Annotated in this window: 25 protein-coding genes; 8 read left to right on the top strand and 17 right to left on the bottom strand. The window is 51.5% G+C overall.

The window, feature by feature from the left end; genetic code table 11:
• Window position 1 precedes the first annotated feature (1 nt).
• The 3 genes from ACJJIQ_RS20860 to ACJJIQ_RS20850 are packed head-to-tail and all read left to right on the top strand — an operon-like array spanning window position 2 to window position 5,131.
• Window positions 2-1,222: an N-terminal double-transmembrane domain-containing protein gene (locus ACJJIQ_RS20860; protein WP_445362927.1), complete on the top strand. Its 1,221-nt coding sequence runs from the start codon at window positions 2-4 to the stop codon at window positions 1,220-1,222.
• Window positions 1,215-3,443 carry a hypothetical protein gene (locus ACJJIQ_RS20855; RefSeq protein WP_445362926.1) on the top strand — a complete coding sequence of 743 codons (2,229 nt, stop codon included), beginning with the start codon at window positions 1,215-1,217 and terminating at the stop codon, window positions 3,441-3,443. The genes ACJJIQ_RS20860 and ACJJIQ_RS20855 overlap by 8 nt, the downstream gene beginning before the upstream one ends.
• Window positions 3,440-5,131 carry a small ribosomal subunit protein cS23 gene (locus ACJJIQ_RS20850; protein ID WP_445362925.1) on the top strand — a complete coding sequence of 564 codons (1,692 nt, stop codon included), beginning with the start codon at window positions 3,440-3,442 and terminating at the stop codon, window positions 5,129-5,131. The genes ACJJIQ_RS20855 and ACJJIQ_RS20850 overlap by 4 nt, the downstream gene beginning before the upstream one ends.
• Here ACJJIQ_RS20850 and ACJJIQ_RS20845 read toward each other — a convergent pair.
• Entirely contained in the window at window positions 5,120-5,683 is a 564-nt protein-coding gene (locus ACJJIQ_RS20845) for a lipocalin family protein (RefSeq protein ID WP_445362924.1), read from the bottom strand. The two genes, ACJJIQ_RS20850 and ACJJIQ_RS20845, sit on opposite strands and share 12 nt — an antisense overlap.
• Before the next feature lie 140 nt (window positions 5,684-5,823).
• Window positions 5,824-6,600, bottom strand: a complete 777-nt coding sequence (locus ACJJIQ_RS20840) for a ferredoxin--NADP reductase (RefSeq protein WP_413663957.1) — start codon at window positions 6,598-6,600, stop codon at window positions 5,824-5,826.
• A gap of 124 nt (window positions 6,601-6,724) precedes the next feature.
• On the opposite strand from ACJJIQ_RS20840, the gene ACJJIQ_RS20835 reads away from it, so the two are divergent.
• On the top strand, window positions 6,725-7,603 hold the full coding sequence (locus tag ACJJIQ_RS20835; RefSeq protein WP_444895550.1) for a LysR family transcriptional regulator: 879 nt from the start codon (window positions 6,725-6,727) through the stop codon (window positions 7,601-7,603).
• Between the two features lie 49 nt (window positions 7,604-7,652).
• Here ACJJIQ_RS20835 and ACJJIQ_RS20830 read toward each other — a convergent pair whose 3' ends face one another.
• The 10 genes from ACJJIQ_RS20830 to ACJJIQ_RS20785 form a co-directional block, all read right to left on the bottom strand.
• Window positions 7,653-8,147 carry a hypothetical protein gene (locus ACJJIQ_RS20830; protein WP_444895551.1) on the bottom strand — a complete coding sequence of 165 codons (495 nt, stop codon included), beginning with the start codon at window positions 8,145-8,147 and terminating at the stop codon, window positions 7,653-7,655.
• A 132-nt stretch (window positions 8,148-8,279) separates the two neighbouring features.
• The gene (locus ACJJIQ_RS20825; protein ID WP_445362923.1) at window positions 8,280-9,905 is read right to left on the bottom strand and encodes a M28 family metallopeptidase; all 1,626 of its coding nucleotides are present in this window, start codon (window positions 9,903-9,905) and stop codon (window positions 8,280-8,282) included.
• Between the two features lie 176 nt (window positions 9,906-10,081).
• A complete protein-coding gene (locus ACJJIQ_RS20820) occupies window positions 10,082-10,825 on the bottom strand; it encodes a hypothetical protein (RefSeq protein WP_445362922.1) in 744 nt (247 codons plus the stop codon).
• A 14-nt stretch (window positions 10,826-10,839) separates the two neighbouring features.
• A complete protein-coding gene (locus tag ACJJIQ_RS20815) occupies window positions 10,840-11,250 on the bottom strand; it encodes an ACT domain-containing protein (protein ID WP_444911866.1) in 411 nt (136 codons plus the stop codon).
• Window positions 11,251-11,609: 359 nt separating this feature from the next.
• Entirely contained in the window at window positions 11,610-12,284 is a 675-nt protein-coding gene (locus ACJJIQ_RS20810) for a hypothetical protein (RefSeq protein WP_445362921.1), read from the bottom strand.
• Window positions 12,285-12,329: 45 nt separating this feature from the next.
• Window positions 12,330-12,809 carry a hypothetical protein gene (locus ACJJIQ_RS20805; RefSeq protein ID WP_445362920.1) on the bottom strand — a complete coding sequence of 160 codons (480 nt, stop codon included), beginning with the start codon at window positions 12,807-12,809 and terminating at the stop codon, window positions 12,330-12,332.
• A gap of 265 nt (window positions 12,810-13,074) precedes the next feature.
• A complete protein-coding gene (locus ACJJIQ_RS20800; RefSeq protein ID WP_444934569.1) occupies window positions 13,075-13,539 on the bottom strand; it encodes an ecotin family protein in 465 nt (154 codons plus the stop codon).
• A gap of 44 nt (window positions 13,540-13,583) precedes the next feature.
• Entirely contained in the window at window positions 13,584-14,780 is a 1,197-nt protein-coding gene (locus tag ACJJIQ_RS20795; protein WP_445362919.1) for a biotin/lipoyl attachment domain-containing protein, read from the bottom strand.
• 123 nt (window positions 14,781-14,903) lie between these two features.
• Window positions 14,904-15,590, bottom strand: coding sequence for a thiol:disulfide interchange protein DsbA/DsbL (locus tag ACJJIQ_RS20790; RefSeq protein ID WP_413663932.1), 687 nt, complete (start codon window positions 15,588-15,590; stop codon window positions 14,904-14,906).
• A gap of 229 nt (window positions 15,591-15,819) precedes the next feature.
• Window positions 15,820-16,479, bottom strand: a complete 660-nt coding sequence (locus ACJJIQ_RS20785) for a c-type cytochrome (protein WP_445362918.1) — start codon at window positions 16,477-16,479, stop codon at window positions 15,820-15,822.
• A gap of 124 nt (window positions 16,480-16,603) precedes the next feature.
• Between ACJJIQ_RS20785 and yihA the strand changes: the two genes are divergently transcribed.
• On the top strand, window positions 16,604-17,263 hold the full coding sequence (yihA, locus tag ACJJIQ_RS20780; protein ID WP_445362917.1) for a ribosome biogenesis GTP-binding protein YihA/YsxC: 660 nt from the start codon (window positions 16,604-16,606) through the stop codon (window positions 17,261-17,263).
• Window positions 17,264-17,338: 75 nt separating this feature from the next.
• Here the strand turns inward: yihA and ACJJIQ_RS20775 are convergent, their stop codons facing one another.
• The 4 genes from ACJJIQ_RS20775 to polA form a co-directional block, all read right to left on the bottom strand.
• A complete protein-coding gene (locus ACJJIQ_RS20775) occupies window positions 17,339-17,551 on the bottom strand; it encodes a hypothetical protein (RefSeq protein WP_444911863.1) in 213 nt (70 codons plus the stop codon).
• 13 nt (window positions 17,552-17,564) lie between these two features.
• The gene (locus ACJJIQ_RS20770) at window positions 17,565-18,023 is read right to left on the bottom strand and encodes a hypothetical protein (RefSeq protein WP_413663928.1); all 459 of its coding nucleotides are present in this window, start codon (window positions 18,021-18,023) and stop codon (window positions 17,565-17,567) included.
• Between the two features lie 735 nt (window positions 18,024-18,758).
• Complete coding sequence (locus tag ACJJIQ_RS20765) at window positions 18,759-19,727, bottom strand: ribose-phosphate diphosphokinase (RefSeq protein ID WP_445362916.1); 969 nt, start codon at window positions 19,725-19,727, stop codon at window positions 18,759-18,761.
• A 410-nt stretch (window positions 19,728-20,137) separates the two neighbouring features.
• Window positions 20,138-22,876 carry a DNA polymerase I gene (polA, locus tag ACJJIQ_RS20760; RefSeq protein ID WP_445362915.1) on the bottom strand — a complete coding sequence of 913 codons (2,739 nt, stop codon included), beginning with the start codon at window positions 22,874-22,876 and terminating at the stop codon, window positions 20,138-20,140.
• A gap of 334 nt (window positions 22,877-23,210) precedes the next feature.
• Here polA and ACJJIQ_RS20755 point away from each other — a divergent pair, with 334 nt between their 5' ends.
• The gene (locus ACJJIQ_RS20755; RefSeq protein WP_444918683.1) at window positions 23,211-23,504 is read left to right on the top strand and encodes a hypothetical protein; all 294 of its coding nucleotides are present in this window, start codon (window positions 23,211-23,213) and stop codon (window positions 23,502-23,504) included.
• 55 nt (window positions 23,505-23,559) lie between these two features.
• Here ACJJIQ_RS20755 and ACJJIQ_RS20750 read toward each other — a convergent pair whose 3' ends face one another.
• Window positions 23,560-24,462, bottom strand: coding sequence for a metal ABC transporter substrate-binding protein (locus ACJJIQ_RS20750; protein WP_444906758.1), 903 nt, complete (start codon window positions 24,460-24,462; stop codon window positions 23,560-23,562).
• Between the two features lie 121 nt (window positions 24,463-24,583).
• Here ACJJIQ_RS20750 and znuC point away from each other — a divergent pair, with 121 nt between their 5' ends.
• Together znuC and ACJJIQ_RS20740 are read left to right on the top strand one after the other, a co-directional pair.
• A complete protein-coding gene (znuC, locus tag ACJJIQ_RS20745) occupies window positions 24,584-25,375 on the top strand; it encodes a zinc ABC transporter ATP-binding protein ZnuC (RefSeq protein WP_445362025.1) in 792 nt (263 codons plus the stop codon).
• Window positions 25,376-26,176, top strand: coding sequence for an iron chelate uptake ABC transporter family permease subunit (locus ACJJIQ_RS20740; RefSeq protein ID WP_444895560.1), 801 nt, complete (start codon window positions 25,376-25,378; stop codon window positions 26,174-26,176). It begins immediately after the preceding gene.
• The last annotated feature ends 39 nt before the right edge of the window (window positions 26,177-26,215 follow it).

The following is a 26,215-nucleotide window of genomic DNA, read 5'->3' as shown; positions in this document are numbered from 1 at the left end:
GATGTTGTGGATAAATAACTTATTTCAATCCCCACAATGGCTATGGCTATTCACAGCCCTGATTATCCCTGTCGCCATTCATTTGCTGCGCCGAAGTAATCCACAACAGGTCTCCTTTGCTGCGCTGCAATGGGTACAAAGATATTCACAGAGTCGCGCGCGCCGCCCTATTGTGGATAACAAGTGGTTGCTGCTATTGCGCCTGCTAATCGTCGCCCTGCTGGCAAGTTTATTGGCAAAGCCGCTGATTAAACGGGAAATTTATCCCCAAGAGGGCGTGATACTGGTAGACCACAGAATTGGGGCGGGCGAAGCGAATACATTTATCCACAATTCACTGCCACAGCTTGTGGGGGAAGGTAATAAAGTACTGTGGTTATCCCCAGAAACGCCTTCCGTAACCTCACCCCCACCACAAAATGTGGACCTGTGGAAAACTCTATCAGTACTATCACGCCGGGCGGATTTGCGCAGGGCTCATATCCTGTTGATAAACAACGGGGTTCCAGCATCCCACCAGGCACTAAGAGTCAGTCCCCATTGGCAGTGGCACGGCCTCAACAAAGCATCCACAGCTCCGAGCCAGGCATTACCGAGTATTGCTTTAATGGGCAAAGCGCCCAGCTGGTGGGCGCCTGTGCTGGAAGACTGGCAAGGCAATATGCCGGGACTATCGGTGCATATTCAGGAACAAGAAGAGACACCCGATGCCGAGCAGGCAGATTGGTTGATCTACACGGGCCCCGCGCCCCTGCCACAAGCCGTGCTGGAATTTGTTTCAGATGGCGGCCTGTTAATCACCGACAACAGTATCCCCCCTGCCGATAATCTCAACTTCGTTGCTGTGGATAACAGCCAGTCAGCTCAAGCGGCCTCAATGGGACGGGGAAGTTGGCTGCGCTACGAAAGTGACTGGTACAGCGAGGCCTTTTATCGCCGCGCAGATTTACCTGAACGTTTATGGCTGCACTGGTCTGGGCAGGACTGGGCTCTGCAACACCAAAATCGTGGCCACTGGTCTGCCAATAAAGTAGTGGCAGACATAGCTGGGGCAGGCCTTCCTGTAGAAGACAGCGAGGTAGAAAACCGCCGTATTGAACAACTGCAACCCTGGTTAATAGCCGCCCTACTGTTACTTCTGGCTTTTGAACGCCTAATTGCCCTATCGCGACCTCCAGCCATCATGGCAACCGATAGTAACGGGGAGGCCGACCATGGATAAGCGTGAGTCCACCCTTAACGCTGTGCGCAGGCACTGGCAACTGACAGCCCTGCGGCCCTATCTCTGGCTTGCCACTGGCCTCAGCCTTCTGGCTGGCTTGGGCATTTTTGTATTCGGCTGGCCACAGTGGCTATTGCTCGCCTGGCTCGGAATTATTGTTGTAGCAATTCTATTGGATCGCAGCTGGCGCCCAAGCCCTGAAAGCCTATGTCGACAGTTGGATGGACAATATCCACAGCTGCAAGACAGCAGCCAGTTGCTTAGCCAACAGAAAACCAACCTAAGTCCATTGCAGCAATTACAGCGCACGCGTATCGAAACAGAGCTGCAACAACTGCTGGAAAGTGGCGACCGGTCGTTTTTCGGTCCAAAAAAACTCCGCAGTACCCTGACAAATGCCTTCGGTGCCTGCCTGGGACTATTGTTATTTGTACTGAGCGATTCTCACTTGATTGGAGATAAAGCTGAGACCACGCAACAAAATACAGCTATTCCCGTTGCCGAAAAACTTGCCATAACGCGCGCGGCAACCCATATCCAGCCGCCCGCCTACACTGGGCTCGCAGCCGATAGCCAATCCCTACAAGTCGATGTGCCGGAGCAGTCTGCGGTCGAGTGGCAACTTGAATTGAATCAACCGGTGCAAGGGCTGGAAATGCTGGCCGAAACTGAGCGCTTCGCCTTTTCTCCACTAGGTGATCTACCCAGTAAAAAATGGCAATTACAACGCACGATCGCTAAAGCAGACTTTTACCAGCTCTCAGTGCAACTCGCGGAGAGCCAAATGCTATTGCCGGAAATTCATAATGTTCGGGTGCAAAAAGACAATGCTCCGGAGTTTACCTTTGAGGCACCCAGCCTGCGCGTCGATACCATTCAAGGGAGCACCCAAGGTATTCCCGTGAAAGTAATCATTAATGATGATTACCAGGTGAGTTCTGCGGATTTATTGGTCACCCTCGCCAGCGGCACCGGGGAAAATTTACGCTTTCGCGAAGAGCGTATTCCACTCACCAGTTTGCAATCCACTGCTTTATCAACAAGCCTCTCGGAAGATAAGAAAGCAGCTCGCTACGATTTCCTCCTGCCCATCCACCAGTTTTCCATGGAAGCGGGAGATGAACTCTACTGGTATCTGGAGGCCAGGGATAACCGCGAGCCCAGCGCCAACGTTGCCAAGAGCCAACACTTTATCTTGCGCTGGCCGCAAGAAGAGATTTTCGGGCTGAGTGACAGCGAGGGGATGGCGATTAAGATATTGCCGGAATACTTCCGCAGCCAACGCCAGCTGATTATTGACACCGAGGCCTTGCTAGCCGAGCGAGAGCAGCTGTATCCGCAGGAGTTTCGCAAACGCTCCGAGGGTTTGGCCTATGAACAGAATTTGCTGCGCATGCGCTACGGCCGCTTTCTCGGCGAAGAGGATTCGGAAGCGGAGCATTCTGGAGCAGAGAGCGAGAAGCACGATGATAAAGAAGAATCCGAACACGGCCATAGCCACGATCATGCAGAACAAGGTGAGCACCAGTCACATGGCGAAGAAAATGCCACTCCCTTTGCACAGCGAGACTCCCATTTCCAACAGGCAGAGCGCATAGCTGCTTCTGCCGGACACCGGCATGACAGCTCAGAGCATGCCACCCTGTTCGACCCCCAAACCAAGGAGCTACTGCGCAACGCGCTGAATGCCATGTGGAGTTCCTGGCGCGACCTGTCGGTTATAGAGCCCCAAGCCTCCCTGCCCCACCAGCACCGGGCTCTGCGCTTTATCAAGGAAGTACAGCAGGCTTCGCGTATTTACTTACAAAGAGTCGGGTTCGAGGCGCCCCCCATAGACGAAAGCCGCCGGCTTAGCGGTGAACGGGAAGACGTAACGCCAGGAACTGTCGACAGTGCCTTTGAACAAAAACAAAGAGCACAGGTACTCGCCCTAATGGCCCAAGTAGACTCTGGCGCCGAACTCGATACCGATCTGCTGGTGCAGATAAATGAGCTAGCTGCAGAGCAATCAATAGATCTCGGCCTGGAACTGTCCAAACAGCTGCGTTTATACCAGCAGCGCCACCAGCAACCGAATTGCATTGATTGCACGAACTCCCTGAATCAGCTGCTCTATCAGCTACTGCCAGCACCGGAGTCTGCGCCTTCACTGCCTTTGCAAACTGAGGCCGACGGCCATTTCAGCCGTTGGCTACACCAGCAAGGGGAGAAATCATTGTGATTGATTTCTTGATACCCGGCCTGTGCCTGTTGGCCTGTTTAATATCACTCGTACTGTTGCGCCGCCGAGGTACCAAGCCGTTCGACTATGGCTTGCAATTGGCGATTTGGCTGAGTGCCTGGATGCTCTGGCAGCCGCCGGCGATCATTCCCACCGAGCGCAATATCTCTATCAACAGCAAACAGCTGGCGAGCTCACATCCAATGAATCTCAATGGTGTGAAAAATATCTCTCTCAGTGGGGAGCCACTCGGCCGCGACAAACTTCGGGACCTGGCACCGGTGCGTCTGGAGTTATCGAAGATCCTGGAATCTGATGGCCGCTGGGAATTGGACTGGCAGCGGCAAATTACCTTGGGTGATTCTTTAAAGTTAAAGGTTCACAACAACCAGCCACTGACTGAAAACGTAAAAATTAGCCTGCTCAATCCCTACGGCCATATTGAAGACAGTCTTGAGCTGAAAGTGGGAGAAACAATTCAGGCACAACTCACTGCCACTCCAAAACTCGCGGGCCCCCAGCTATACCGGGTACGGACGGAAAGCGAAGCCGGCGAAACCCATACAGATCCTTTACCCATCCTGGTGCGAGAACCGCTCCAACCCAAATTATTACTGTGGCTGGCACGCCCCTCTTTTGAGACGGCAGCCCTCTCTCGCTGGCTGCGCCAATCCGGTGTAACAGCACAAGTGATGACCCAGTTGGCACCTGAAATCATAAGAAAAGAAACTCTCAACGGCCTTCCACTTACCGGGTCTGCAGATTTATTCACGAATGAAAGTCCCTTCGATTTAGTGATACTCGACAGCAGTTTGTGGCCACAATTTTCTGCTCTGCAAAAGCGTCAGCTCAACGAGCTGGCCACTACAAAGTCACTGTTGTGGTTAGTCAGTGACGATAGCTCTGAAGAGTTTCTCCAATACGCTGCTGCCCAATCCATGCCTCTACAAAAGGAAGAAGCCACCCACTTACATTCCGGCTTTGGCTACCAAAAAGCGGACAATCCGGAGATTCCCCCACTGCGTAATCTTGGCTTCAAAGTCACACAGCCCGGCTCCTACGACTTTTTACTGGGCAATGGAGAGTCCCCACTTTTCTGGGGGCGTTCGACTGAGACACAACACCTGGGGTTTATCCTATTTAGTGACAGCCATCGCTGGCTAACCGGTGGGTTTGCTACTGAATTCGCCAGCCTGTGGAAGTCCATTATTGATTACCAACTCAAGCATTTGGGTAGTCAGCAGCCAGTAATCCTCTCCAGTGAGTTACCGCGTACACAAGAACGCATCACCCTATGCAGCCCCCTTTTTTCTGATCAGAGTCCATTCTTATCAGAGTTTCAAAATAGCTCCCGTTCTACCAGAGGAATCGCCACAGGCAATAGTTCCCAGGGTCAGTGCTACAGCTTCTGGCCCCAAAATTCAGGTTGGCACCAGCTTTGGACTGAATTGGAAGGGGAGTCGGTACTAGACTTCTATATCTTTGCCAAAGAGGACTGGCCCCTATGGCAGCAGTCCCTGAATGCCAGGGAAACCCAACTGATGGCTGCCGCACGTTTGGGGCCAGAAGCAAATAATCACGCAAACAGAGTACTGCTGGGGCGCCAATGGCCGGCTCTTATATTGTTGTTACTAGTGTGTTTAAGTTGGTGGCGGGAACGCAGGCTTTTGAACAGATCACAACCCTGAGGGCTGTGCCGAGGGTTTATTTCCGGGCTTAGCCTTTTGCTTGGGAAATATCATCTGGTCGACGGGATACCCCAAAGCTTTGGCCTTCTGTAAAAACTGCTCCAACACATCCTTGGGCATGGTTGGGGTGCGGGACAATATCCACAGATAGGATTTATCGTAGCCAGATACCATCGCGTATTGGTAGTCATCCGATAGAGCAATCACGATATAGGATGAGTAAAAGGGGCCAAGAAAAGAGACTTTTAAATGGCCCACATTTTTCGGGCCGACAAACTCGGCCCTCCCCTCCGCCATTTGCCAGGCATCACGCGCTTTTGAATAGCCGGTATTGATCACCGCGACAGAGCCATCATGGTTGAGACTGTAGTCGGCAGTTACCTGGGTCAGGCCGCGCTCAAATGAGTGATCCAATCGAGCAATCTCATACCAGTGACCTAAATATCGCTGTAGCTGGAAGTTTTGGACAGGCTCAACCCCCTCCGGCACCCGTGTACAGGCACCCAGACAGAAAAAGGAAAGCAGTAATACACCCAGTGAAAACAGCTTCATCTAGCCACTCCCAGCAAGCTCCCCCTCAAGTCAGAATAGAAGGCAGGGGTTTCACAAGATCAGGATAGTTTCGGGAATCTGTATTTCACCCATAAAAAAACCACCGCGAGGGTGGTTTTTTTATCGCTGGACTGACCAACTTATTTTTCGACGAAAGCGCGCTCAATCACATACTCGTGAGGTACACCTGCGCGGGTCTCCTTGAATCCCCAGTCATCGAGGATATTGGTGAGATCCTTCAGCATTGCCGGGCTGCCGCACAGCATAAAGCGATCTTCCTCAACACTCGGCTTGGGCACACCCAGATCGGTGAAAAGCTTTCCGGACAGCATTAGATCAGTCAGGCGACCAGTATTCCGATAGGGCTCACGGGTCACGGTTGGGTAGTAAAGCAGTTGCTCGCGTACCATCTCGCCAAAGTACTCGTGTTCCGGCAATTCGTTCTCGATCTGCTCCTGGTAAGCCAGCTCAGAAACATAGCGAACACCGTGAGTAAGGATTACCTGGTCAAAACGCTCGTAGACCGTGGGATCTTTGATGATGCTCATGAAAGGTGCCAAGCCAGTACCCGTGGACAGCAACCACAGGCGTTTGCCCGGCAGCAGGTGGTCCGCCACCAGAGTACCGGTGGGTTTTTGGCTCACGTAGATCTCATCGCCCGGCTTAATCTTCTGCAGGCGGGAGGTCAGGGGGCCATCGGGAACCTTGATACTGAAGAATTCCAACTCGTCTTCGTAGTTGGCACTAGCAATAGAGTAGGCGCGCAGCAGTGGACGGCCATTGTCCTGCTGCAAACCGATCATCGTGAAATGTCCGTTCTCAAAGCGAAAACCCGAATCCCGGGTGGTCTTGAAGCTAAACAGTGTGTCGTTCCAGTGATGGACTTCCAACACCTTCTCTATATTCAATTTGGACATAAACTTAAAACCGGTTATTCCACGAGTCTCTTGATAGTTGAATTTTAGCCCTAGAAGATCTATTGGCAAAGTGGGATATTTCGATATTCCTTATCTATTTTAACGATCAACTGGAGATATCCCTTTGCGCTACACGCTCCGCCAGTTAGAGGTGTTCCTTGCCTGTGCCCATCACGAGAATGTCAGTCGTGCTGCGGAGAGCCTGAGTATGTCCCAGTCCGCAGCCTCCACAGCGCTGAAAGAGTTTGAACAGCAGTTTGAGTTGCGTCTGTTCGAGCGCACCGGTAAGCGATTGCGTCTCAATGAACTGGGACGGCAATTGTGGCCAAGGGCGGAAGAACTCCTGGAGCGAGCCCAGGAACTTGAGCAGACACTGGCCACTCACCGGGAACTGGGAAGCCTGAAGATCGGAGCCACCCTGACCATTGGCAACTACCTGACTGCCAGCGTGATGGCTCGTTATATGGAAGAGCAGCCCGGTACTCAAGTACAACTGGAAGTTGCCAATACCGCAGCGATTGCCGAGAGGGTGCTCAATTTTGAATTGGACCTGGGATTAATTGAAGGAGAGATCAATCACCCGGATCTGGAAATCATCCCCTGGCGCCATGATGAGCTGGTTGTTTTCTGTGCACCAAACCACCCTTTGGCAGGCCGCAAGCGCCTCGCCGATAAAGACCTGATCGGTGCGACCTGGATCACCCGGGAATCGGGCTCTGGAACGCGACAGACTTTTGAACGGGCAATGGCTGGCATACTCCCCAAGCTTCACATTTTACTTGAGTTACAACATACGGAAGCCATAAAACGAGCTGTAGAGACCGGACTTGGTATTAGCTGCTTATCCAGGGTTTCATTAGCTGAGGCGTTTAAGAGAAACTCCTTAATTGAGCTCCCTGTACCACAGAGAAATTTTCAGCGAGAGTTTTATTTTGCCCTACAGCGGCAAAAATATAGAAGTGCAGGAATTGAACGATGGATTGAGCTGTGTAAACAAGCTTAATTAAAAAAAAGCCACCTCAAAGGTGGCTTCCTAACAACTGGCAACGATATTACTTAATTCGTACCAACTGTGATTTAGCCTCTTCCGGCACTTCGTCAATAGAAGCTATATTTAACCCACCGATCGGAGCAACAGCGGTATTTGACTGCAGAGTAACATGCGCAGATTCTGGCAGTTTCCACATTGCACCAGTTGCTGGGTCAACGATCAACCAGCCAATTAAACCACCAAAAAGAATATTACCGATGTACCAGCCATCCATACCCGCTTCAATCAAAAAGCTCTGTTCATTGTAACCAGCCATTTGGTATTTCACCGTATAGCTTGCAGAAGAAAAGAACCCATTAGATGCAGGCAGGGTAATTGTGTCAGGGGTTACACCACTATGAACATCCAAGCCCGCTTCATTAATGATAGTGAAGTTTGCACCGTTCGGAGTGCTGTTGATAGTTACCGGGTAGGAACTTTCACTCACGATACTTGCACAGCCAGTTACTGTCACCAATCCAGCAACAACAGCCCCCAAAGCGTATTTCTTAAACATATTTACTCCTAGTGTTATATATTTTAATTATCGGTAACTAGCCGATAGGTTGCGCAATTTAACATAGACCTATATTCATCTTACAAAAATTACGCACAATTCTTTCACAATTGAACTGTTAGTCGCTAATATCTAATTAGTAGCAAATAGCTCTCCAAAAAAATCCCCTTCATACCAATATGGCCTAGCTTCAGAGTCAGCCACTTCCCTGGCAATCAGGTAGTTCACCTCGGTAAACTGTTTGGCCGCTTCATAGCTAATCTGCTCGTCAGCAGCATCTCCTGGCTTGTGGTATCGCTCACGTAAGAAAGCCATCTGTGCAGCAGTACCATCGATGCTGGAATCTTTGGCCTCCCTTCCAGTAATCAAGTAAATAGAAGGAACTCCGCGACGAACAAAATTATAGTGGTCACTGCGCACGAAGATAACTTCCTCAGGCATGGGGTCGGGACTGAGTTTTAGCCCGGAGCGATTTGCAGCCTGCTCCGCAATTTTCCCCAAAGATGAATGTTCAGCACCGAAAGCAATAATGTCTCGGAATGGATAGAGTAACATGGGCATGTCAAGGTTGATGTTGGCTACGATAGACGCCCGTGGCACTGTGGGGTACTCAGCGAAGTAATCCGATCCCAGCAAACCTTTCTCTTCAGCGGTAACAGCAACGAACAGCAGTGATCTGCGAGGACTCTGACCAGATTCAACAAATAAGCGTGCAGTTTCCAACATAACGGCAATACCGGCCGCATTATCCTGAGCGCCGTAATGAATTTTGCCATCTTCTTTTTTTCCAACATGATCCAGATGTGCGGAGAAAACAACATATTCATCTTTAAGGTGTGGATCACTCCCTGGCAACACCGCCACCACATTGGGGCTGGTTAGGTGCTCATGCTTAGAGCTGCTGATTAATTCTGCACGGTACTCAAGCGTGAAGCCTTTCGGGATCTTTCCTTGCTCAATATCGCTAAAAATACTTTCTAAGCTGCGCTCTGCGCCGTTAAACAGCTTGCTGCCCGCAGCGATACTCAGCATAACTCCCGGGTGCATGCCCGGGATTGCACTACCCGGTATATTGTTCTTTCTCACCCAGTCAAAAGTATCATCAAGGCGATGCTTAGCGTAGTAATCAAATGGGCGGCGCTTCTCCCGCTCAGGCGTATACAGGCGAACATAACCTACAGCACCATGTTTTGCTGCGACTTGACGCTTGGTGCGCGGAGAGGAGTAGTGAGCCCCCACTTCACTGGGCAAGCTCTGCGGGCGCCCGGCAAGTGCAACCACAATCTTTCCCTGCACATCTAGATCGGCATAATCATTAACATCGTAGTCAGGGGCCTCGATACCGTAACCGACAAATACCAACTCGGCATTAATCTGCGAGCGCTCACTCAGTGCGGAGGGCGATGCTAGAAAGTCCTTGCCAAATTGCATGGCGATTTCATCGTTCTGGCCCTCTAAGACAAATTCAGGATCACTCCCATCCCAACTGGCACTGCGAAAAGGCACTTCCTGGAAGTAACCTTGCTCCCCTGCTGGAATCAGTCCCATCTTTTTAAATTGGCCAGCCACATACTGTGCCGCTTGGCGATAACCCTTGCTACCGGTATCGCGACCCTCTAGTTCCGCTGATGCGAGGAAATTGATATCTCTACGGATGTAATCACTATCTGCAATGGGGCCAGTGCTGTTAATGCTGGAGGTGGTACAAGCCACCAATAGTGCCATAGCCAGGGCACCCAATAGACTTTTAACTCTCATGGGGAGTGCTACTTCTCAGGAATACAAAGCGTGATTGTTGATACGGACAGGTCATTTGAAATCGCACCACTACAGGTGCTTGTGGACCGTCGAGCAATTGCGCATCTTACCACGATTTAGGGCAATCTAAGCTGAGGCCCAGTGAGCTGCGCCCTGACTGTGCTCGCTAAACTCATCTATGCAGCCTTCCCCAAACCGGGGAACGCTTGTCCAACCGCATAAGCTACTTTCTCGTAGGCATTATCCGCACAAAAATCTCCATGAGCCGCAAGAAAGTGCAAAAACGGCTGCCTAAGGATTTGTTCGAAGTCGTACTTCAACCACAGCCTGGGATTTTTATCACTTGGTGTCACCCTTGCTCTCCAGGAGGGAGCAATCTGCATACCTCGGCGGATACCAGAAAACCTCAGCAGGTTTTTCCCAAACCAGGTACATCCATTCCATGATTGCCAGTACTGCAGGGCATCACAACTGACCAGTAGTCCGCCACTAAACGGGAGCCATAATACGGCCTCTGGAAACTGACTTTGGGAAAAGACAATAAAGCGCCCCCCCGGTATTGGACAAACATCCTCCTGCCGCAACACCTTATCTGCTTTTGGCGGATAAAAATCTGAGCCACGCTGTGCCCAAAAAGTAAGATCAAAGTGATCTCTGTAGTAGAGATCATCACGTCCATGGTGATAGCCGAGCCGTATCGCGTGACTCACACGCCCAAGATCTTTTAGCTTTTCCTCCTGCTGTGGACGCAATCTGATGGGATTAATCAAGGTAAGGTGATCCTGCCAGCGAGCGATTCCCATATTGCGATTGATAGTGACCCCCGGCGCTAGTTTGATAGTTCCGGGAACATAAAAAAAATTAGGCAACAGTTGGCGAATCTCACCATGAGGCTCTGTGGGGGGGTAGTTGATACGCACTGGCAGGCTACATATCAGCTATATTGAACTCGATTTCGAATACCGCGCAGAATTTTTACTGCAAATTCCGCGCGCTCATCAGGGACAAAAATGTGGTCACGGTGTAGTGTGGATACCACGCTGGTATCTATTCCAGCCTCCATTAATTCCTGGGCGACCACAGGAATAACCCGCACCGCATCAAGACCAGCCAGGATCTGCAAAGTGATTTGGCGAAAGGGGGCGCTTGCGGCAATATCTAATTGCCGAGCCGAACGTTGAGGCAGTATCACACTCATTCCCTCACCTTCTCGGAAGAAACACAAACTCTCTGACAAAATATCTGTAAACCGACTATCTGAAACCTGACAAAATACATAGATTTCATCGTGCAGCTTGGGATACAAAGTTCTCAATGCTCTCACTACGGATAGATCAGCTTTCATGCTTTCTTTGCCGTCTGGAAGTTTTCTCCAACCTGATTAATACGACCGGTTTCTACACGGTCGCACTGCTTTTGGATCAATCTTTCTGATTAATACCTGTTTTCAGGTGAAAATAGTCCAACTCTAAAACTACTTTTTGTGGGCTCTCTATTACCCGGCAGAGTATTTTAATTTGGAAAAAATAAGATCACGCATTTTTTTAGAATTATTTTCCTAACAGAGCTGGCAGTTTAATAACTAAATATTTTTAAGAGTTTTCCTGAAGCTTAGAGAAGTCGGATTTTAGCTGGTGGAAAGTTAAAAATATATTGATGGGATTAATTGTTATTGAGAGAAGTTGACCCAATGACTGTGAGAAGTTACGGATTTCTCAGCTCTTCACCATCAAATTCCGGTTCATTGGGTGCCGGAGTTGTATCCACTTCCGACGAATCCTGTTCAACCTCCCAGCTCTTCAGCACCGCATCAATATCCTTTTCCAGTCGCACACGGGGAAATTTGGGGCAGGGTGAATCTCTATCTGGATCATGCCATGCGGATAGGGGGGCTACAAAAACTACGTAGGATTTATGCAGGCGATTTCGCCCAATACTCACTTCTGTCCATGTTGTTTGCCAGGCAAACTTTCCCCTTACCGCATAGTCGCTTTCGTAGGATTTTAAAGTGAGAAAATAGGGGTAAATCTTCCCTCGCTTGCAAATAATTCTGCGTCCGGTCTTTATATTGGCCATTTGAGTAAATGGATCAAAATACCAATTAATATCGTATCCAAATACGAATTGCATCTCTCCATTTTGCCTTAAAAAAGCGTAGGATCTCCCAGTGCCATCGGGCTTGAGACTCCAGACATGCCGCGCTTCACCATCGCGGGAAATCAGCCAGGCCCCAACCCATTGACTGGCATCGTAGCGTGATTTTGCATGCCAGCCTTCATTGAGTGTTTTTCGTTTCTCTTCACTGGCATTTGCACTTACGGCAAAAATTAGCAGTGGCAGGAAGAGATAGAATTTTATCCATTCCCACCCACTACTCATCTTTTCCACGCACGGATTAAACAGCGTTCGCACGGAAGTAAACTGCTAGCGACTGACAATATCCGGGCAACTTGCACCGGCCTTGGGGGTTCGCCAATCAGCCAACCGACGCTGAAAGCTCAGAAGTCCACCGCCCGCCTGCAGCCAATGACGGCCATCAATCACTGCAAATAGGAGGGTGGCACGGCTCCAATCTCGAAATGCGACAGAAACAACCCCGCCCTTACAGCGCACCGAGGTTCCCGTTTTAACTCGCACCCGGTCACCATCCAATTGCCAGTTAATGGCAAAACCATGGGTCAATAGGCCTTTGGCATTAAATCCATAGGCATATCCGGAGCCATCGGCATGCAGTTGCCACACTAATTGATTATCGCCTTCACTTACAACCAGCCAATTTCCCGCCCACTTTTGCTGGGCGGACTCCGCCGAGGCCCACATTGGTATCGCTAGGAAAATTGCTGTGACAAATGGAACAACCGGCTTGATAAAATGCCGCTTTGGTAAAAGACGCAAAAACTTCATGCGCTGCCCTACGGTATCGGCCCCAGTGCATTACAGGGGGCGGGTTATTCAAAAGACGACTGGGGAAGTCGCCAATTTTCCTTTCCGATTACGGGGCTAAAGCCTCACTTATCGGCATGAAAAAACGCTTCGGCGCTATTTTTCACATCCCTCGAAAAGTAAGGCTAGACGCAATTTACAACGGTGGCAGGTTAAACGTTAAAAATATTCAAATTTACGACAAATTCACAAAAAGAATGCCAAGTCATTTTTACCGGTAGTCCAACTATCTGGATTTTGCTTCGGAAAAATTCTTGTCTGCTCTCCACACCCGATACTTTAACTGCACGCCCTGTGGCAGATATATAACCATTGGCAACTTACTGCTATAAGGCAGCATCAAGCCATCACCGCGCACGGTGATAAATCGCCGGGATTCACTGCCTTGGGCACAGACCTTTTGCGTATCTGTGGTCGGGGTCAAATCGGACAGGACATAAAAGGGGTAACCCCAGCCTGGGAGTATGTCCTTACGCAATGGGGCGCTAAAGCTTTGCAAGTTGCATTCCGCGACTTGGCTTTTTCCCGGTATCAACTCAACCCTGAAGCGACTTTCATCGACAACCTTGGGCAGCTTGATAACGTGACGTAACTTGCCTTCAACCTCCTCTGGAAATGCATCCAGAGGCTCAGAACCGTGGCAATCCAGGGCCAGTAACAACATGAAGGCAGTGGCAACTAATTTTGACATGGTATGGCCTCACTACTGCGCCGGGAAATGGCGGACAAAACTTTTTAAAGTCTAGTTCGCTTTTGTCTTCGCAGTCCCCACCAGAGCAGCGCCCCCAAACCGATTGCCAAAGCAAACAGAGCGGCAGTCCATAGGTATCGCCCCTCCCCCATCGCAGGTGGCTCCAACTTGGAGTGGGCCAGATTGAGATCCGCCCGCAGATTTTGAAATGCTGCAATAACTTCTGTAGAACTGGCACCACCAATCAAGTCACCCCGCAATTGCTGCCATTGGACCTGAAGCTGCTCCACCAGTACCTTGTCACGAATCAGCAGCTCCTGTCGTAACGGCCTATACCCATCACGATAAGCCAGCATTAACTTACCGTATGCCGCTGTTATATCTCCTCCTCGATAGTCCGTCTCCGCCAGCTGCAGCAAGCCAATTGCGCTGATAAGAGGGGGGATCAGAGTGCGTACAAGGTGGGGGTTTCCGCGCCACCACATCAATGCTTGTTGCAGAGTTGGCTCAAGTTCCGCCGGTTTAGTGGTCGCCATTCCCGGCAGTCCCAGTAAGCCGGGGTAACGGGTCGCCAAGTCGGAAGAGGGTGGCAACTGATTTGCCACTGGAAAAGCAGCGACAGTCACCGCTAATGCCCAGCGCTGTAGGCCGGTCAAGTCTCCATCAATGTCGACTGTGTGAATAGAGTCAGTTTCTGGGTCCAGAGTGTTATAAAGATCATAGAGACTGAACCCCGCCATTCTCTCGAGATCATTGAGGGCTGGGCCTTCATTACTACCCTCACCGTCGACACCGTGGCAGATGGCACACCGCTGCTGATAAACAGGCATCATAAAACCCGGCGAGGGCAAAGAGTAACTGGGTGACCGCTGCAGCTGATACAAAGCAGCAAGGCGGTCGGCGATTGCATTGGCTCGACGGCGCACCTCTGCGCCGGAATCCTTATTCTCAATCGCCTTACGCAAGTCCGAGAGGCTTTTCTGCAAACCCTGCCGACCAGGCCGATCGGGGAGTTGAGTGACCAGACGCAGTACTTCTTCTACCTGTTGCTTCTGTAGTTCATACAGAGGAGTGTCCAATCGCTGCCCGTTCTCTACGGCGTCGCCGTAGTCTACCGCTATATAGGAGAGAAGATTGCTAGCCTGAGCGGCCACAGTATTGCTGCTTGAAGTGTCCTGGGCTGAAACAGGTGCGATTAAGCCAGCTAGGAGGGTAAACAGTAAAATCCATTTGAATCCCATTAGTGGCTTCCGGATCGGGCAAGTTTGATCGATGTTAGGAGCCTCTCGACAGATTGCGGGGCACCTTTCTTAGGGTAGAAATAAAAAACCCCGCTCGAGGCGGGGTTTCTCCAATCGGAAAGCTTAGCCGCGATCCGCTCGCTCTTTGGCAATTAGGTAATCCGCCACTTGCAGCATCAGCTCCTGGCCATTGCTCTTACCTTTATATCCGGGGAAAGAGGAACTGATGCGGTATTTACCCGCAACAACAACTTCCGGGGTACCAGTCATTTTGTAAGCGCGCTGATTGGCCATACCTTGCTTAACTTTGCTGTTGATAGCGAAGGAATTCATCAGCTTCGCAGCTTTGGCACCATCTTCACCATGCTTGTTAAACAGAGCCTCGATAGCCTTTAAGTCAGGCACCCAGTTGCGACCTTCGCGGACAGCCAGCATCTGGCGCTGAGTGTAGATGGTGTTAAAGATAGGCGTGTGCATCTTTTCCAGAACACCCATGGAATCTGCTACGTAGTAAAGACGAGCGTGTACATCCATAACCGGCTGCCAAATTGCTGGCAATTTCAGCAGCGCAACATCGCTGGGCATCTTTTCTTTCCAGCGCTCCAGAGTTGGCTCAAAAGTGAAGCAGTGGGCACAGCCGTACCAGAACATCTCAGTCACTTCGATCTTGTCGTTGCTCTTTTGTGGTACAGCCTGCGGCAATACTTCATAGTGCTGGCCCGCTTTGAACTCGCCACTTTCCTGGGCGCAGGCAACGAGGCTGAACATTACAGCAAAAACCATCGTGATCGGGGCGAGAAATGCTCTCATAAGTCTTCTCCAACTTTTATTTAGTGGTGCGAACGCCATCTAGCGGCGGGCTGTCGAGCCACTGAGGACACAATAGACAACGCAGATTATTTAAGTTCCCGGACCCTCGTGCAAGGAAACACTGCAAAAACTGCCTAGTACGTCTATGGAAAGCGGCTTTATGCTCAGGCGACAGGCACAAAAAAGGCCGGTTACAGACCGGCCTCAGTGTACTCAAACCCTGTGACTATTAGTCAGTCAGGCCTGCGATATAGTTGGCCAGCGCCTTGATCTCTGCATCGGAGAGTTGCTTGGCCACGGTGCGCATAGTGCGAACTTCACCGTCATTGTTGCGGGTACCCGCACGGAATGCTTTCAGCTGGGCTTCGATGTACTCTGGATACTGACCGCCCAGACGAGGGTAACCGGCCGGTGCATTGCCCAATCCAGAAGGTGAGTGGCATCCCATACAGGCGGGAACACCAGTCTCCATATTGCCACCACGGTAGATTTTACGTCCAAGCATCAGGCCGTCGACGTTCTCACCGTTGTTTAACATCACGGAAATAGCCTCAGATCCGGTCAGCTGCATTGGCTGCGAGGCAAAGTAAGCGGCGATATCCTGCAGGTCCTGATCGTTGAAATTGTCCAACTGACCAATCATTTGCGGCACATCGCGAGTTTTGCTTTTGATATCCTGTAACTGCTTAAACAGGTATTTTTCACCCAGTCCGGCAATCTTTGGAAAAGCCGGAGCAATACTGTTACCGTCTGCACCGTGGCAGGCTGCACATTGAGCGGCCTTTGCCTTGCCCGCAGCAGCGTCGCCCGCAGCCAGCGCCAAGGGCACGGCGCCCAAGCCGAAAACTAAACCGAGTGCCAGAGCAGTGTTCTTGATAATGCTGTTCATACGTCGTCCCGTTGCGCGCTGAGAGATGGCGTTTCGCACCGCCCCCGATAGTCCTGCGACGCGAAAACGGCGGCATTATATACTTGCGCGCCAAGCGAGTGTACCGAATAAACAGACTTATACGATGTCAAATTCAGAATTTAAAGCCCAACCACCAAAACTGAACTACCGTTCCATACAATTTCTCACCAGTGCCCCCACCCTGACTGAGTGTCCGGAGGACTTTGGTGCCGAGGTGGCCTTTGCCGGTCGCTCCAATGCGGGGAAGTCCAGTGCCATCAATGCGCTCACGGAAAACAACAAGTTGGCGCGTACCTCTAAAACACCGGGACGCACCCAGTTGATCAACTTCTTTCGCCTCTCCGACCAGCAGCGCCTGGTGGATCTGCCCGGCTATGGCTTTGCCAAGGTCGCCCGCAGTATGAAAGATGAGTGGCAGCGCCATCTGGCCACCTACCTTGAGAAGCGAGAGTGCCTGCGTGGACTCGTGTTACTAATGGACATTCGCCAACCCCTCAAGGAGTTCGATCTGCATATGCTCACCTGGGCAGTAGAGGCCGAGCTCCAAGTGCACATCCTGCTAACCAAGGCCGACAAGTTGAAGAACGGTCCAGCCAACAACACTCGCTTTGCCGTAGAGAAGACCCTCAAGGAGCAGGGACTCAATCACGGGGTCACTCTGCAGATCTTCTCATCGACCAAAAAAACAGGCCTGGACAAACTCGAGCGCAAGCTCAATGAGTGGCTGGAAATCCCAGAGGAAGCCGCACCCACCGACGATTGAACGAGCTGGGAGCCCGGGGGCAGCGCCCCCCGAGCAACACAAGCACTTCAATTTTTCTCACACCGGAGAAAATTCCTAAAAGTGAACTCCGGGCACACCAGTTGCCGCTGCTTTGCGCTTCTGTTCGGGGATCAGGGAGCGAAGCAGTACCCGGTGCAGCCGTCGGCGTGCCCCCGGAGTTAAACAATGCAATTCCTCTGCATGTAAGTACCTCTGCGCGAGAAGAGCGGCAAGGGTTTCTTCGTGTATGGCAATCGTCAGCAGACGGGAATTGCCATTGGCATTCATCTTTTCATTCCCCTCAGTGCACTCTGTTTCCGCCATTGATACAGGCGGATATTCTGGCTGTGGAGAACTCGCGTACCTGCTGCTGTGTCTCTCCGGGGTAGAGTGAACTGATGCAATCCGCCGCAACCCTTTGCTTATGGCTATCGCCCAACTCGCGGGCGAGTACTGAGCTGGCGCCGGCAAGTATGTAGTTTCGAAGTTTTTCATCACCCAGCTCCCGGTAGGCAGCCATTAACCAGATAGCGCTTTCACTAAAACGCGTTGCCGAAATGGCATAAGTTGGCCACTGCTTTTCCAGAAGAAAGCTGGCCAGATCGAAGGCGCATCCCAAATAAGGTATTGCTTCGGCGTAATTGCACTCTTCAAGCAAAAGCTTGCCGCGCTCAATCCAATCGAGCCACGCCTTTTCCGCACGATCCGTGTCAGCGGTCAACCATTGGCGATGGTTGGCACACAAGTAACGTAAATTCACCGATAACCCCCCATATTTGATTTAACTTAAAGATAATGCGAACAATTATCATTTGCAAGCGCATTTACGAGCAACTTTTGCTTTCTGCTGTGATGGCGTCATTTACTGAAATAAAAAAAGCCGGCAGATGGGGGCTGCCGGCTAGGGGACAGTGCCCTTGGGGTGGGGCACTTGTCAGACGCACCCAGGGGGACGGGTACGCCTGAGGGTTCTTTTCATCCCAATATTTCTTTACCTGCTTCGATAGTAGGCTGAACTTTCATGCTTCCCAAGCGCAGGTTTAAACCTTTAGGTTAGACCTATGCCATGCCCCCAAAATCGATTATGCCGAAAGTGGATAACAGGTAATGTAACCGTGGAACCCAAGGGTAACTGTGAAAAACCTCTGCGGGAGTCTTGGGGAAAGCCAATCTAAGGACCTGCTCGCCACATACGAAAACTAAAAGTAGCTGAGCGGCTCACCAAACGATTTAAGCGCTTAATTCAAAAAGGAAAGGACAGGTGCCCCGATGGATGAAATTACAGAAATTCACGAAAGACATAAAAAAACCCCGGAGTTGGGGACCATCCGGGGTAGAAAAAGCTAAACGCTTTGGGGTTAGGGAGCAACAATGAACTGATTACTTGGATAGGCTCTCAAGCCCGATGGTTCCCGCCCCTTTGGTAAATAAGTGTAAACAAAATACGTGTTTTGGCGCCTCATACGTTCTTCTATGTAAAGGCGGTCGATTTTTATCAAATTGTTAACTCAGCCACTGGCCCATTGCTGTGCAGGCGGCGAATACAATCTGCAATCAACGGCGCACAATCTATCCACTCACAATTTCCTCGCAGCTGCGACTGAGGAAGAGAATTAGTCACCACAATTGATTCCACCGGCAAGCGCTCCATTGCTGTATGGGCATCGCGACTAAATTGTCCGTGGACACAAAACACCAAAATCCGCCTCGCTCCCGCTTTTATCACCGCGTCCACTGCCCGTGTAACTGTGTGGCCAGTAGCAAGTAAGTCATCGACGATAATGACCGTGGCATCCTTAACTTCCCCAATCAAAGTTCCCCCACTCAACAAAGCACCGCTGCGATACTTCTCCACAAATGCGCTAGCCACCGGCACCCCCAACTGATCCCCAAGGGCCAAACGGAATTTTTCCGCACGCTTTATCCCTCCTTCATCTGGAGACAAAACAACCAGGGGACCCGGGTCTCCGGATAGGCGCATTCGCGCTACTTCAATCAACAGGGGGTTGGAAACCAGGTGAACGGTGCGGCAGCGGAATGCGTTCTCAAAGGCCGCCAGGGAGTGAACATCCATAGTCACGACTACATCCACTCCGGCGGCTTCCAGGAAACTGGCCAGATAGCGACTCGGCAGGGGGTCGCGCAATTTGGTTCGCCGCTCTTTTCGTGCATAGCAAAGGTAGGGGATGACCGCAGTCACTCTCGCGGCACCGGCATCACGAAGCGCCCCAATAAAAAACAGGCAGCGCATAAGTTTCTGGTCAACACAGCTGCTGGTATCGGTGTAAAGGGATTGGACCAGAAAAACATCCGCCCCTTCCACGTCATCCAGTGGCCGAACTTTGTGTTCGCCATCATCGAATTGACGCTCTTCATGGCGAGATACCGGTTCACCGAGACTCGCGGCGACACGTCCTGCGAAGTCTGCTCCCACATCGAGACTGAATAACTTAATGCGGCTCATAAGCTCAGTACCCTGCCTGGCGCCTCACACTCGCTGAGCGCCTTGCCCACGTTTTAATAGAAGTATGGACAGTGGAATTTAGGATCTGGAGTACTGCGGGTGTTGCAGTTGTTGCGGCTTGCGTAGATAGGGAGGATCAGGGCTGAAAGACAGGCAAAAAAATGCCCCGGACTTGGGGGAGTACCGGGGCAAACATCTGACTTCCTTGGGGGATGATGACGCATTCCAACGATCTTGCCTTTTTAGAGGGGCTGTCGCCGGAACAGTTCCACGGAATTTCAAAAAGATTGTAAAAACGCCTAACAAAACACAAAAATTGGCATTTTATTCATCCGTACCAACAAGAGCGCGCCAAATCATTCCGAGCAGCGCGCCCTACCCTCAATTCTTAGATGGTTTCTTCAGTCAAATTAGTGCGCCTGATCCCAATCTCGGCCCTGTCCCAGATCCACAATCAGGGGAACGTGGAGTTCTGCCGCGCCTTGCATCAATTCAACAATGACATCGGCCACAATTTCGACCTCATCCTTGGGTACTTCAAGAACCAATTCATCGTGTACTTGCATAATCATCCGGGTCGCCAGCTTCTTCTCCCTGAGCCAGCTGTCTACAGCGATCATGGCCCGCTTGATAATATCGGCGGCAGTACCCTGCATTGGCGCATTAATTGCGGTCCGCTCTGCTGCTTGGCGCTGCATGCCATTGCGTGAGTTAATTTCCGGCAGATAGAGACGGCGCCCAAACAGGGTTTCCACATAGCCCTTTTCTGCGGCCTGTGCACGGGTATCCTCCATATAGCGCAATACACCCGGGTAGCGCTCAAAGTAACGGTCGATATAAGTTTGGGCGTCAGCCCGGGGGATATCCAACTGCTTGGCCAGGCCAAAAGCCGACATGCCGTAAATCAAACCAAAGTTGATCGCTTTGGCCCGCCGGCGCTGCTCATCAGTTACCTCATCCTGAGCCACTTCAAAGACTTCTGCCGCCGTCGCGCGGTGAATATCTGCGCCTTGAGCAAATGCATCCACCAAACCTTTGTCCCCAGACAGGTGAGCCATAATACGCAGCTCAATTTGGGAGTAGTCCGCAGCGATGATCTCACTGCCACCATTGATTCTTGGGTCAACGGTGAAGGCCCGACGAATACGGCGCCCCTCCTCTGTACGAATAGGAATATTCTGCAAGTTAGGGTCACTGGAGGACAGGCGCCCGGTAGCAGCTACTGCCTGGTGATAAGAGGTATGTACACGACCGCTACCCGGGTCGATCATCTTTGGCAGTTTATCGGTGTAGGTATTCTTCAGTTTGGCCAGGCCGCGATACTGCATTATCAGTGCGGGCAGCTCGTGGTTGTGGGCCAATTCCTGCAATACAGCTTCAGCGGTAGAGGGCGCACCTTTGGGGGTCTTCTTGATCACTGGAATCTGCAGCTTTTCAAACAGGATCGCCCCCAGCTGCTTGGTGGAGCCCAGATTGAACTCTTCGCCGGCTACTTCGTAAGCCTGCTGTTCCAGCTCTCGCATTCGCTGCTCAAGTTCAGCACTCTGCTCCGCCAACATCTTGGCATCGATATAAGCACCGTTACGCTCCATACGTGCCAGAACTGGTAGCAGGGGCATCTCAATTTCATCGAGTACCTTTACCAGAGTTGGCTCTCGCTCCAGACGCGCACTCAACTCATTGTGGAGACGCAGGGTGATATCTGCATCTTCTGCCGCATAGGGGCCCGCTTTGTCCAGCTCGATCTGGTTAAACGTCAGCTGTTTGGCGCCTTTACCGGCAATATCCTCGAAGTGAACCGTGTTCTCCCCCAGGTACTTGAGTGCGAGACTGTCCATATCGTGACGGCTGCCAGTGCTGTCCAGAACATAGGACTCCAACATGGTATCCCGTGCGATGCCGCGCAATTCAATATCGTAGTTGGCCAGGATATGACTGTCGTACTTCAGGTTCTGCCCCACCTTCTTCTGCTGTGGATCTTCCAGCAGGGGTTTGAGTTTGGCCAGTACTTCGTCAAACGGCAGTTGCTCTGGTGCACCCATATAGTCGTGGGCCAGGGGAACATAGGCTGCACGATAGGGCTCCACCGCGAAGGACACCCCCACTAATTTTGCCTGCATATAATTGAGGCTGGTGGTTTCCGTGTCGAAGGCAAAGATGTCTGAACCCTTCAGTTGTTCCAGCCAGGCATCGAACTCCGACATTTCTGTGACGATGACGTAATCGCGCTCAACGGCTTCCGCCATGGCTTCTTCAGCCTCTTCACTGGTTAGCTCTTCTAACCAGCCGCGAAATTCATTCTGCGTGAATAGCTCAACCAGTGCCTCTGTATTGGGCTCTGAATTGTGCAGTTCCTGGGGGTGATAAGGCATCTCCACATCGGTTTTGATAGTGGCGAGCTTATAGGAGAGTTCTGCCGCCTCGCGGTGCTCCGCCATCTTTTTGCCGAGGGTTTTTGAGCCACGGAACCCCAGCGGTGCAATGGCATCCAGGTCGGAATAAATAGTCTCCAAGCCTCCCAGATTCTGTAACAGTGCCAGAGCAGTTTTCTCGCCCACACCAGGAACTCCGGGGATATTGTCTGATTTATCTCCCATCAGGGCGAGAAAATCGATAATCAGTTCTGGACCTACACCAAATTTCTTAGTCACGCCCTCGCTGTCCATTTCGGTATTGGACATGGTGTTAACCAAGGTAACGCCCGGACGCACCAGCTGCGCCATGTCTTTGTCGCCGGTGGAGATTATGACTTGCTGCCCCTGACTCTGGGCCTCCAACGCCAGGGTGCCGATCACATCATCAGCTTCAACACCGTCGACCACCAAGCGCGGCAATCCCATAGCGTCGATGATGTCGTGAATGGGCTGAATCTGCTCACGCAAGTCATCTGGCATAGGAGGGCGGTGGGATTTGTATTCGTCAAACATCTCATCGCGAAAAGTCTTGCCCTTTGCATCAAAAACAACCACTACAGGACTGCCTGGGTGCTCCTTGAGGTGGCGGCGTAGCATACTGATTACACCGCGCACCGCACCAGTAGGCTTACCCTGGCTGGTGGTCAATGGCGGCAGCGCGTGAAAAGCGCGATAAAGGTAGGAGGAACCATCCACCAAAATCAACGGGGCGGCTGAGGTGTTTTGTTTACTCATAGACGATGAATTCTTGCTTGCTTAGTTTGGCGTTCAGGACGCGCGGCAGGCCGATAGGATAACGCCCTTCGCTCTGTTTTTCCGCTTACTGATTCTTTCCAGCCAGACACCGTAGGCAACCTCTGCACAAAAGCCCACTCGACTTACCCCGCCGATTAAAACTATCGGCGCATCGATCTCACCAAATCTCCAGGCTTGGCTAGTCTTGCCGGTAGCGACCTTATGCGTTCGCTACTCCCCGGAAATCAAATTGTCACAGGCTGCCCCCAGGCAGTCAGGGATCTTTTATTTCCAAAAAACTGTGCCACCCGATGTTGAAGGAAGGATTCGAAAGATGAGAGGAGTGATGCGTGCCACCCTGTTGTTTGCCGCAAGTATCTTTGCCATTTCGGCAAGTGCCGGCTCGGATTGCAGTGGAGAGCATACCGCTGAAGCCGAGGCGACTGATGAAACACACTCACAGCAGTCTGAGGTAGAAGGCCATGAATTAATACTCAGGCAAGCTATCCGTGAAAGAGAGAATGATTTGCTGGAGAGACAAAAACAGCAGCTGGAGAAACTGCAAAAACAAGCGGAAAGAGATGCTGCCCGAGTAGAGAAACTACAGCAAATAACCAATCGTTCCTAAAAGCCACCCTACCAGGTCCCGCCCCCTCCCTGGGTAGGCGGGATACATGGTGCCCTCAAGGAGCCTCTGATTTATCCTTGTTGCGGTCGGGAACCTGACTCAAGCAAGTGCGGGCTTGAGACAAGAGGGACTCTATCAATTCCCTGTAATCAGCATTTTCATTCAACTGATCTCCCAGCAGATCCAAAGCGGCGTAACGCAGCCCCAAGTTTTCTGCCAACTGTTGATCTCGTTCATTAGCCGGCATATCTCCAAATAGACAGCCGTCGCCAATCTGTGACAAATCCAGCATTGCCTTGGCACCATAGCCCCCGCCACTGCCATCGCCCAGAGCGTGGGTTTTCACTCCTGCGGAACCAAAAAAGTGACCATAGGCATCGTGCGTAACAACGATGGGAACTTCGCGATATCCGTACAAGGCCCGATCGAGAACTTTCTGCAAGTTGGCCATCGAACTGGAAAACTGCCGTGCACGCCCCATAAACAGCTCCGCCTGCTGTGGCTGTAATTGCGCCAGGCGCTCAGCGATCTGCGCCGCAGCTATTGCCGCATTGCGGGGGCGCAACCAGAGGTGGGGGTCGGTAGCACTGGCTCCCTCATATTCAAGGGTCTCTATATCCAGAAGCTGCATTTGCCGGCCCGCTGGTAACAGCGCTGCCTGTTTTGCCAATACCCCCTCCATTTGCGGTCCCAACCACACCAATAGTAGGGCGCGCTCAAGTGCAGCCCGATCGGAAACCGAAGGGGCATAATGGTGAGGATCTGCTCCCTCAACTAGCACCCGAACCGGAATATCCTCACCGGTTATTTCCCGGGCGATCAAGGCTAAAGGGCGCACGCTGACGACCAGCTCTCCACCACTGTCGGATTCCGGTTTGCTACAAGCCGGGAGAAAGAGCCCGAATAGAAGCACCGTGGAGATTGTAAAAAGACGTTTGAAGGGATACATCAGAGACATTAGGCGGCGAAAAATTGCGATATAATCACAACCAGCGCCAAGCTGCCAGCCTGGTTGTCCATATCCGGTAAAGAAGGTATGGAAGCAAACATCTTAAAGACTTCCCTGCGGAGATTGAATTCTGAATCCACCCCAGCCGCTTATCACAGCTGACAATATCGCCCTTCAGGTGGGCGGCAGGCAGTTACTTAAAGATATTACAGTCGAATTGTCCCAGGGGGAGATTGTCACCTTAATAGGCCCAAATGGAGCCGGCAAAACCACTCTCCTGCGCCTTCTGCTGGGGCTCAGCCAGCCGACCCAGGGCCGCGTGTGGCGACAAACTGGGTTACGTATTGGCTATATGCCCCAGCGGCTTCATATCGATAGCTCAATGCCCATGTCAGTTGAACGCTTCTTGCAACTTGGCCAACCGGCCATAAAGCCCGAGCAAGCGCAGTCGGCATTGGACAGGGTGGGCGCAGGGCAGCTTAGAGGCGCCTCTCTGGCAAATCTATCCGGTGGAGAAATGCAGCGGGTCTTACTCGCTCGTGCCGCATCGCGCAAACCTCAGCTGCTGGTCCTCGATGAACCCACTCAGGGAGTCGATATCGGTGGTCAAAGTGAGTTGTACCAGTTAATTGCCACTCTGCGCGACGAGCTCGGCTGCGGTGTGTTACTGGTTTCCCACGACCTTCATTTAGTTATGGCTGCAACCGACCGGGTCCTTTGTTTGAACCAGCATATCTGTTGTCACGGACACCCGGAGCAAGTAAGCCGCCACCCTGCCTATCTGGAATTATTTGGGGACAAGGTCGCCCCCTATACCCACCAACATAACCACCAACATAAATTAAGTGGAGATATTGCGCCCGCAAGCAGCTGCAATCATCAACACACTCACACAAATACTAAAAACAAAGAGCAAAAATAAGTGGTTGATTTCGGCGAATTACTGCACAGCCAATTTCTCTGGTACGCCCTCGCCGCCGGCCTTATGGTCGCTATTGTCAGCGGCCCTTTGGGCTGCTTCGCCGTGTGGCGACGCATGGCCTATTTCGGCGACACCCTGGCTCACTCAGCCCTTCTTGGAGTGACGCTGGGTTTTGTACTACAGATTATGCCAACGGTGGCCGTCGGTATTACTTGCTGTGTACTGGCACTGCTGCTGATGTATTTACAGCAGCGCCAAAAGCTCGCTGTAGATACGCTGCTGGGCATATTGTCCCACTCCATGCTGGCACTGGGGATTGTCACCGTCAGTTTCTTTAAGATTAAGGTGGATCTCTTATCTCTGTTGCTGGGAGATTTACTCGCGGTCAGTGGCCAGGATCTGGTACTAATGGCCATTGCCGCCGCCACAATCCTGGGACTGCTTTATTTCCTGTGGGAACAGTTACTGGCTTTCACCCTGCATGAGGAATTAGCTTCAGTGGAAGGTGTCCCTATCGAGCGATTACGAATCGCTCTGATGTTGATGCTGGCAATACTGATCGCGATTGCAATGAAAGTTGTCGGGGTTCTGTTAATTACCGCCCTGCTGATTATTCCCGCAGCTACCGCGCGAAAACTGTCGCATACTCCGGAGCGTATGGCAGTACTGGCCTCATTGCTGGGATGCTTAGCGGTAGTACTCGGCCTTCTTGCCTCTATCTTGTGGAATACACCCGCGGGTCCGTCCATTGTTCTGGCCGCAGCACTGTTTTTCCTCACTTCACAACTGCGAGCCAGCTAAAGGTGGGCCGCAGGTTAATTTCATCCTAATTTGTTGTTC

This window comes from Microbulbifer maximicatervae (SeqCode) (genome assembly GCF_052468295.1).
Note: the sequence above shows the minus strand (reverse complement) of the source record. Positions and strands in the feature narration are given on the sequence as shown.

Coding starts and splice junctions, on each gene's coding strand:
- ACJJIQ_RS20805 (WP_445362920.1), bottom strand. CDS start 12,809: ATGAAGTTTTTGCGTCTTTTACCAAAGCGGCATTTTATCAAGCCGGTT.
- ACJJIQ_RS20795 (WP_445362919.1), bottom strand. CDS start 14,780: ATGGGATTCAAATGGATTTTACTGTTTACCCTCCTAGCTGGCTTAATC.
- yihA (WP_445362917.1), top strand. CDS start 16,604: ATGTCAAATTCAGAATTTAAAGCCCAACCACCAAAACTGAACTACCGT.
- polA (WP_445362915.1), bottom strand. CDS start 22,876: ATGAGTAAACAAAACACCTCAGCCGCCCCGTTGATTTTGGTGGATGGT.
- ACJJIQ_RS20825 (WP_445362923.1), bottom strand. CDS start 9,905: ATGAGAGTTAAAAGTCTATTGGGTGCCCTGGCTATGGCACTATTGGTG.
- ACJJIQ_RS20860 (WP_445362927.1), top strand. CDS start 2: ATGTTGTGGATAAATAACTTATTTCAATCCCCACAATGGCTATGGCTA.
- ACJJIQ_RS20810 (WP_445362921.1), bottom strand. CDS start 12,284: ATGAGTAGTGGGTGGGAATGGATAAAATTCTATCTCTTCCTGCCACTG.
- ACJJIQ_RS20830 (WP_444895551.1), bottom strand. CDS start 8,147: ATGTTTAAGAAATACGCTTTGGGGGCTGTTGTTGCTGGATTGGTGACA.
- ACJJIQ_RS20855 (WP_445362926.1), top strand. CDS start 1,215: ATGGATAAGCGTGAGTCCACCCTTAACGCTGTGCGCAGGCACTGGCAA.
- ACJJIQ_RS20800 (WP_444934569.1), bottom strand. CDS start 13,539: ATGTCAAAATTAGTTGCCACTGCCTTCATGTTGTTACTGGCCCTGGAT.
- ACJJIQ_RS20755 (WP_444918683.1), top strand. CDS start 23,211: ATGAGAGGAGTGATGCGTGCCACCCTGTTGTTTGCCGCAAGTATCTTT.
- ACJJIQ_RS20775 (WP_444911863.1), bottom strand. CDS start 17,551: ATGAATGCCAATGGCAATTCCCGTCTGCTGACGATTGCCATACACGAA.
- ACJJIQ_RS20840 (WP_413663957.1), bottom strand. CDS start 6,600: ATGTCCAAATTGAATATAGAGAAGGTGTTGGAAGTCCATCACTGGAAC.
- ACJJIQ_RS20765 (WP_445362916.1), bottom strand. CDS start 19,727: ATGAGCCGCATTAAGTTATTCAGTCTCGATGTGGGAGCAGACTTCGCA.
- ACJJIQ_RS20790 (WP_413663932.1), bottom strand. CDS start 15,590: ATGAGAGCATTTCTCGCCCCGATCACGATGGTTTTTGCTGTAATGTTC.
- ACJJIQ_RS20785 (WP_445362918.1), bottom strand. CDS start 16,479: ATGAACAGCATTATCAAGAACACTGCTCTGGCACTCGGTTTAGTTTTC.
- ACJJIQ_RS20815 (WP_444911866.1), bottom strand. CDS start 11,250: ATGAAAGCTGATCTATCCGTAGTGAGAGCATTGAGAACTTTGTATCCC.
- ACJJIQ_RS20845 (WP_445362924.1), bottom strand. CDS start 5,683: ATGAAGCTGTTTTCACTGGGTGTATTACTGCTTTCCTTTTTCTGTCTG.
- ACJJIQ_RS20750 (WP_444906758.1), bottom strand. CDS start 24,462: ATGTCTCTGATGTATCCCTTCAAACGTCTTTTTACAATCTCCACGGTG.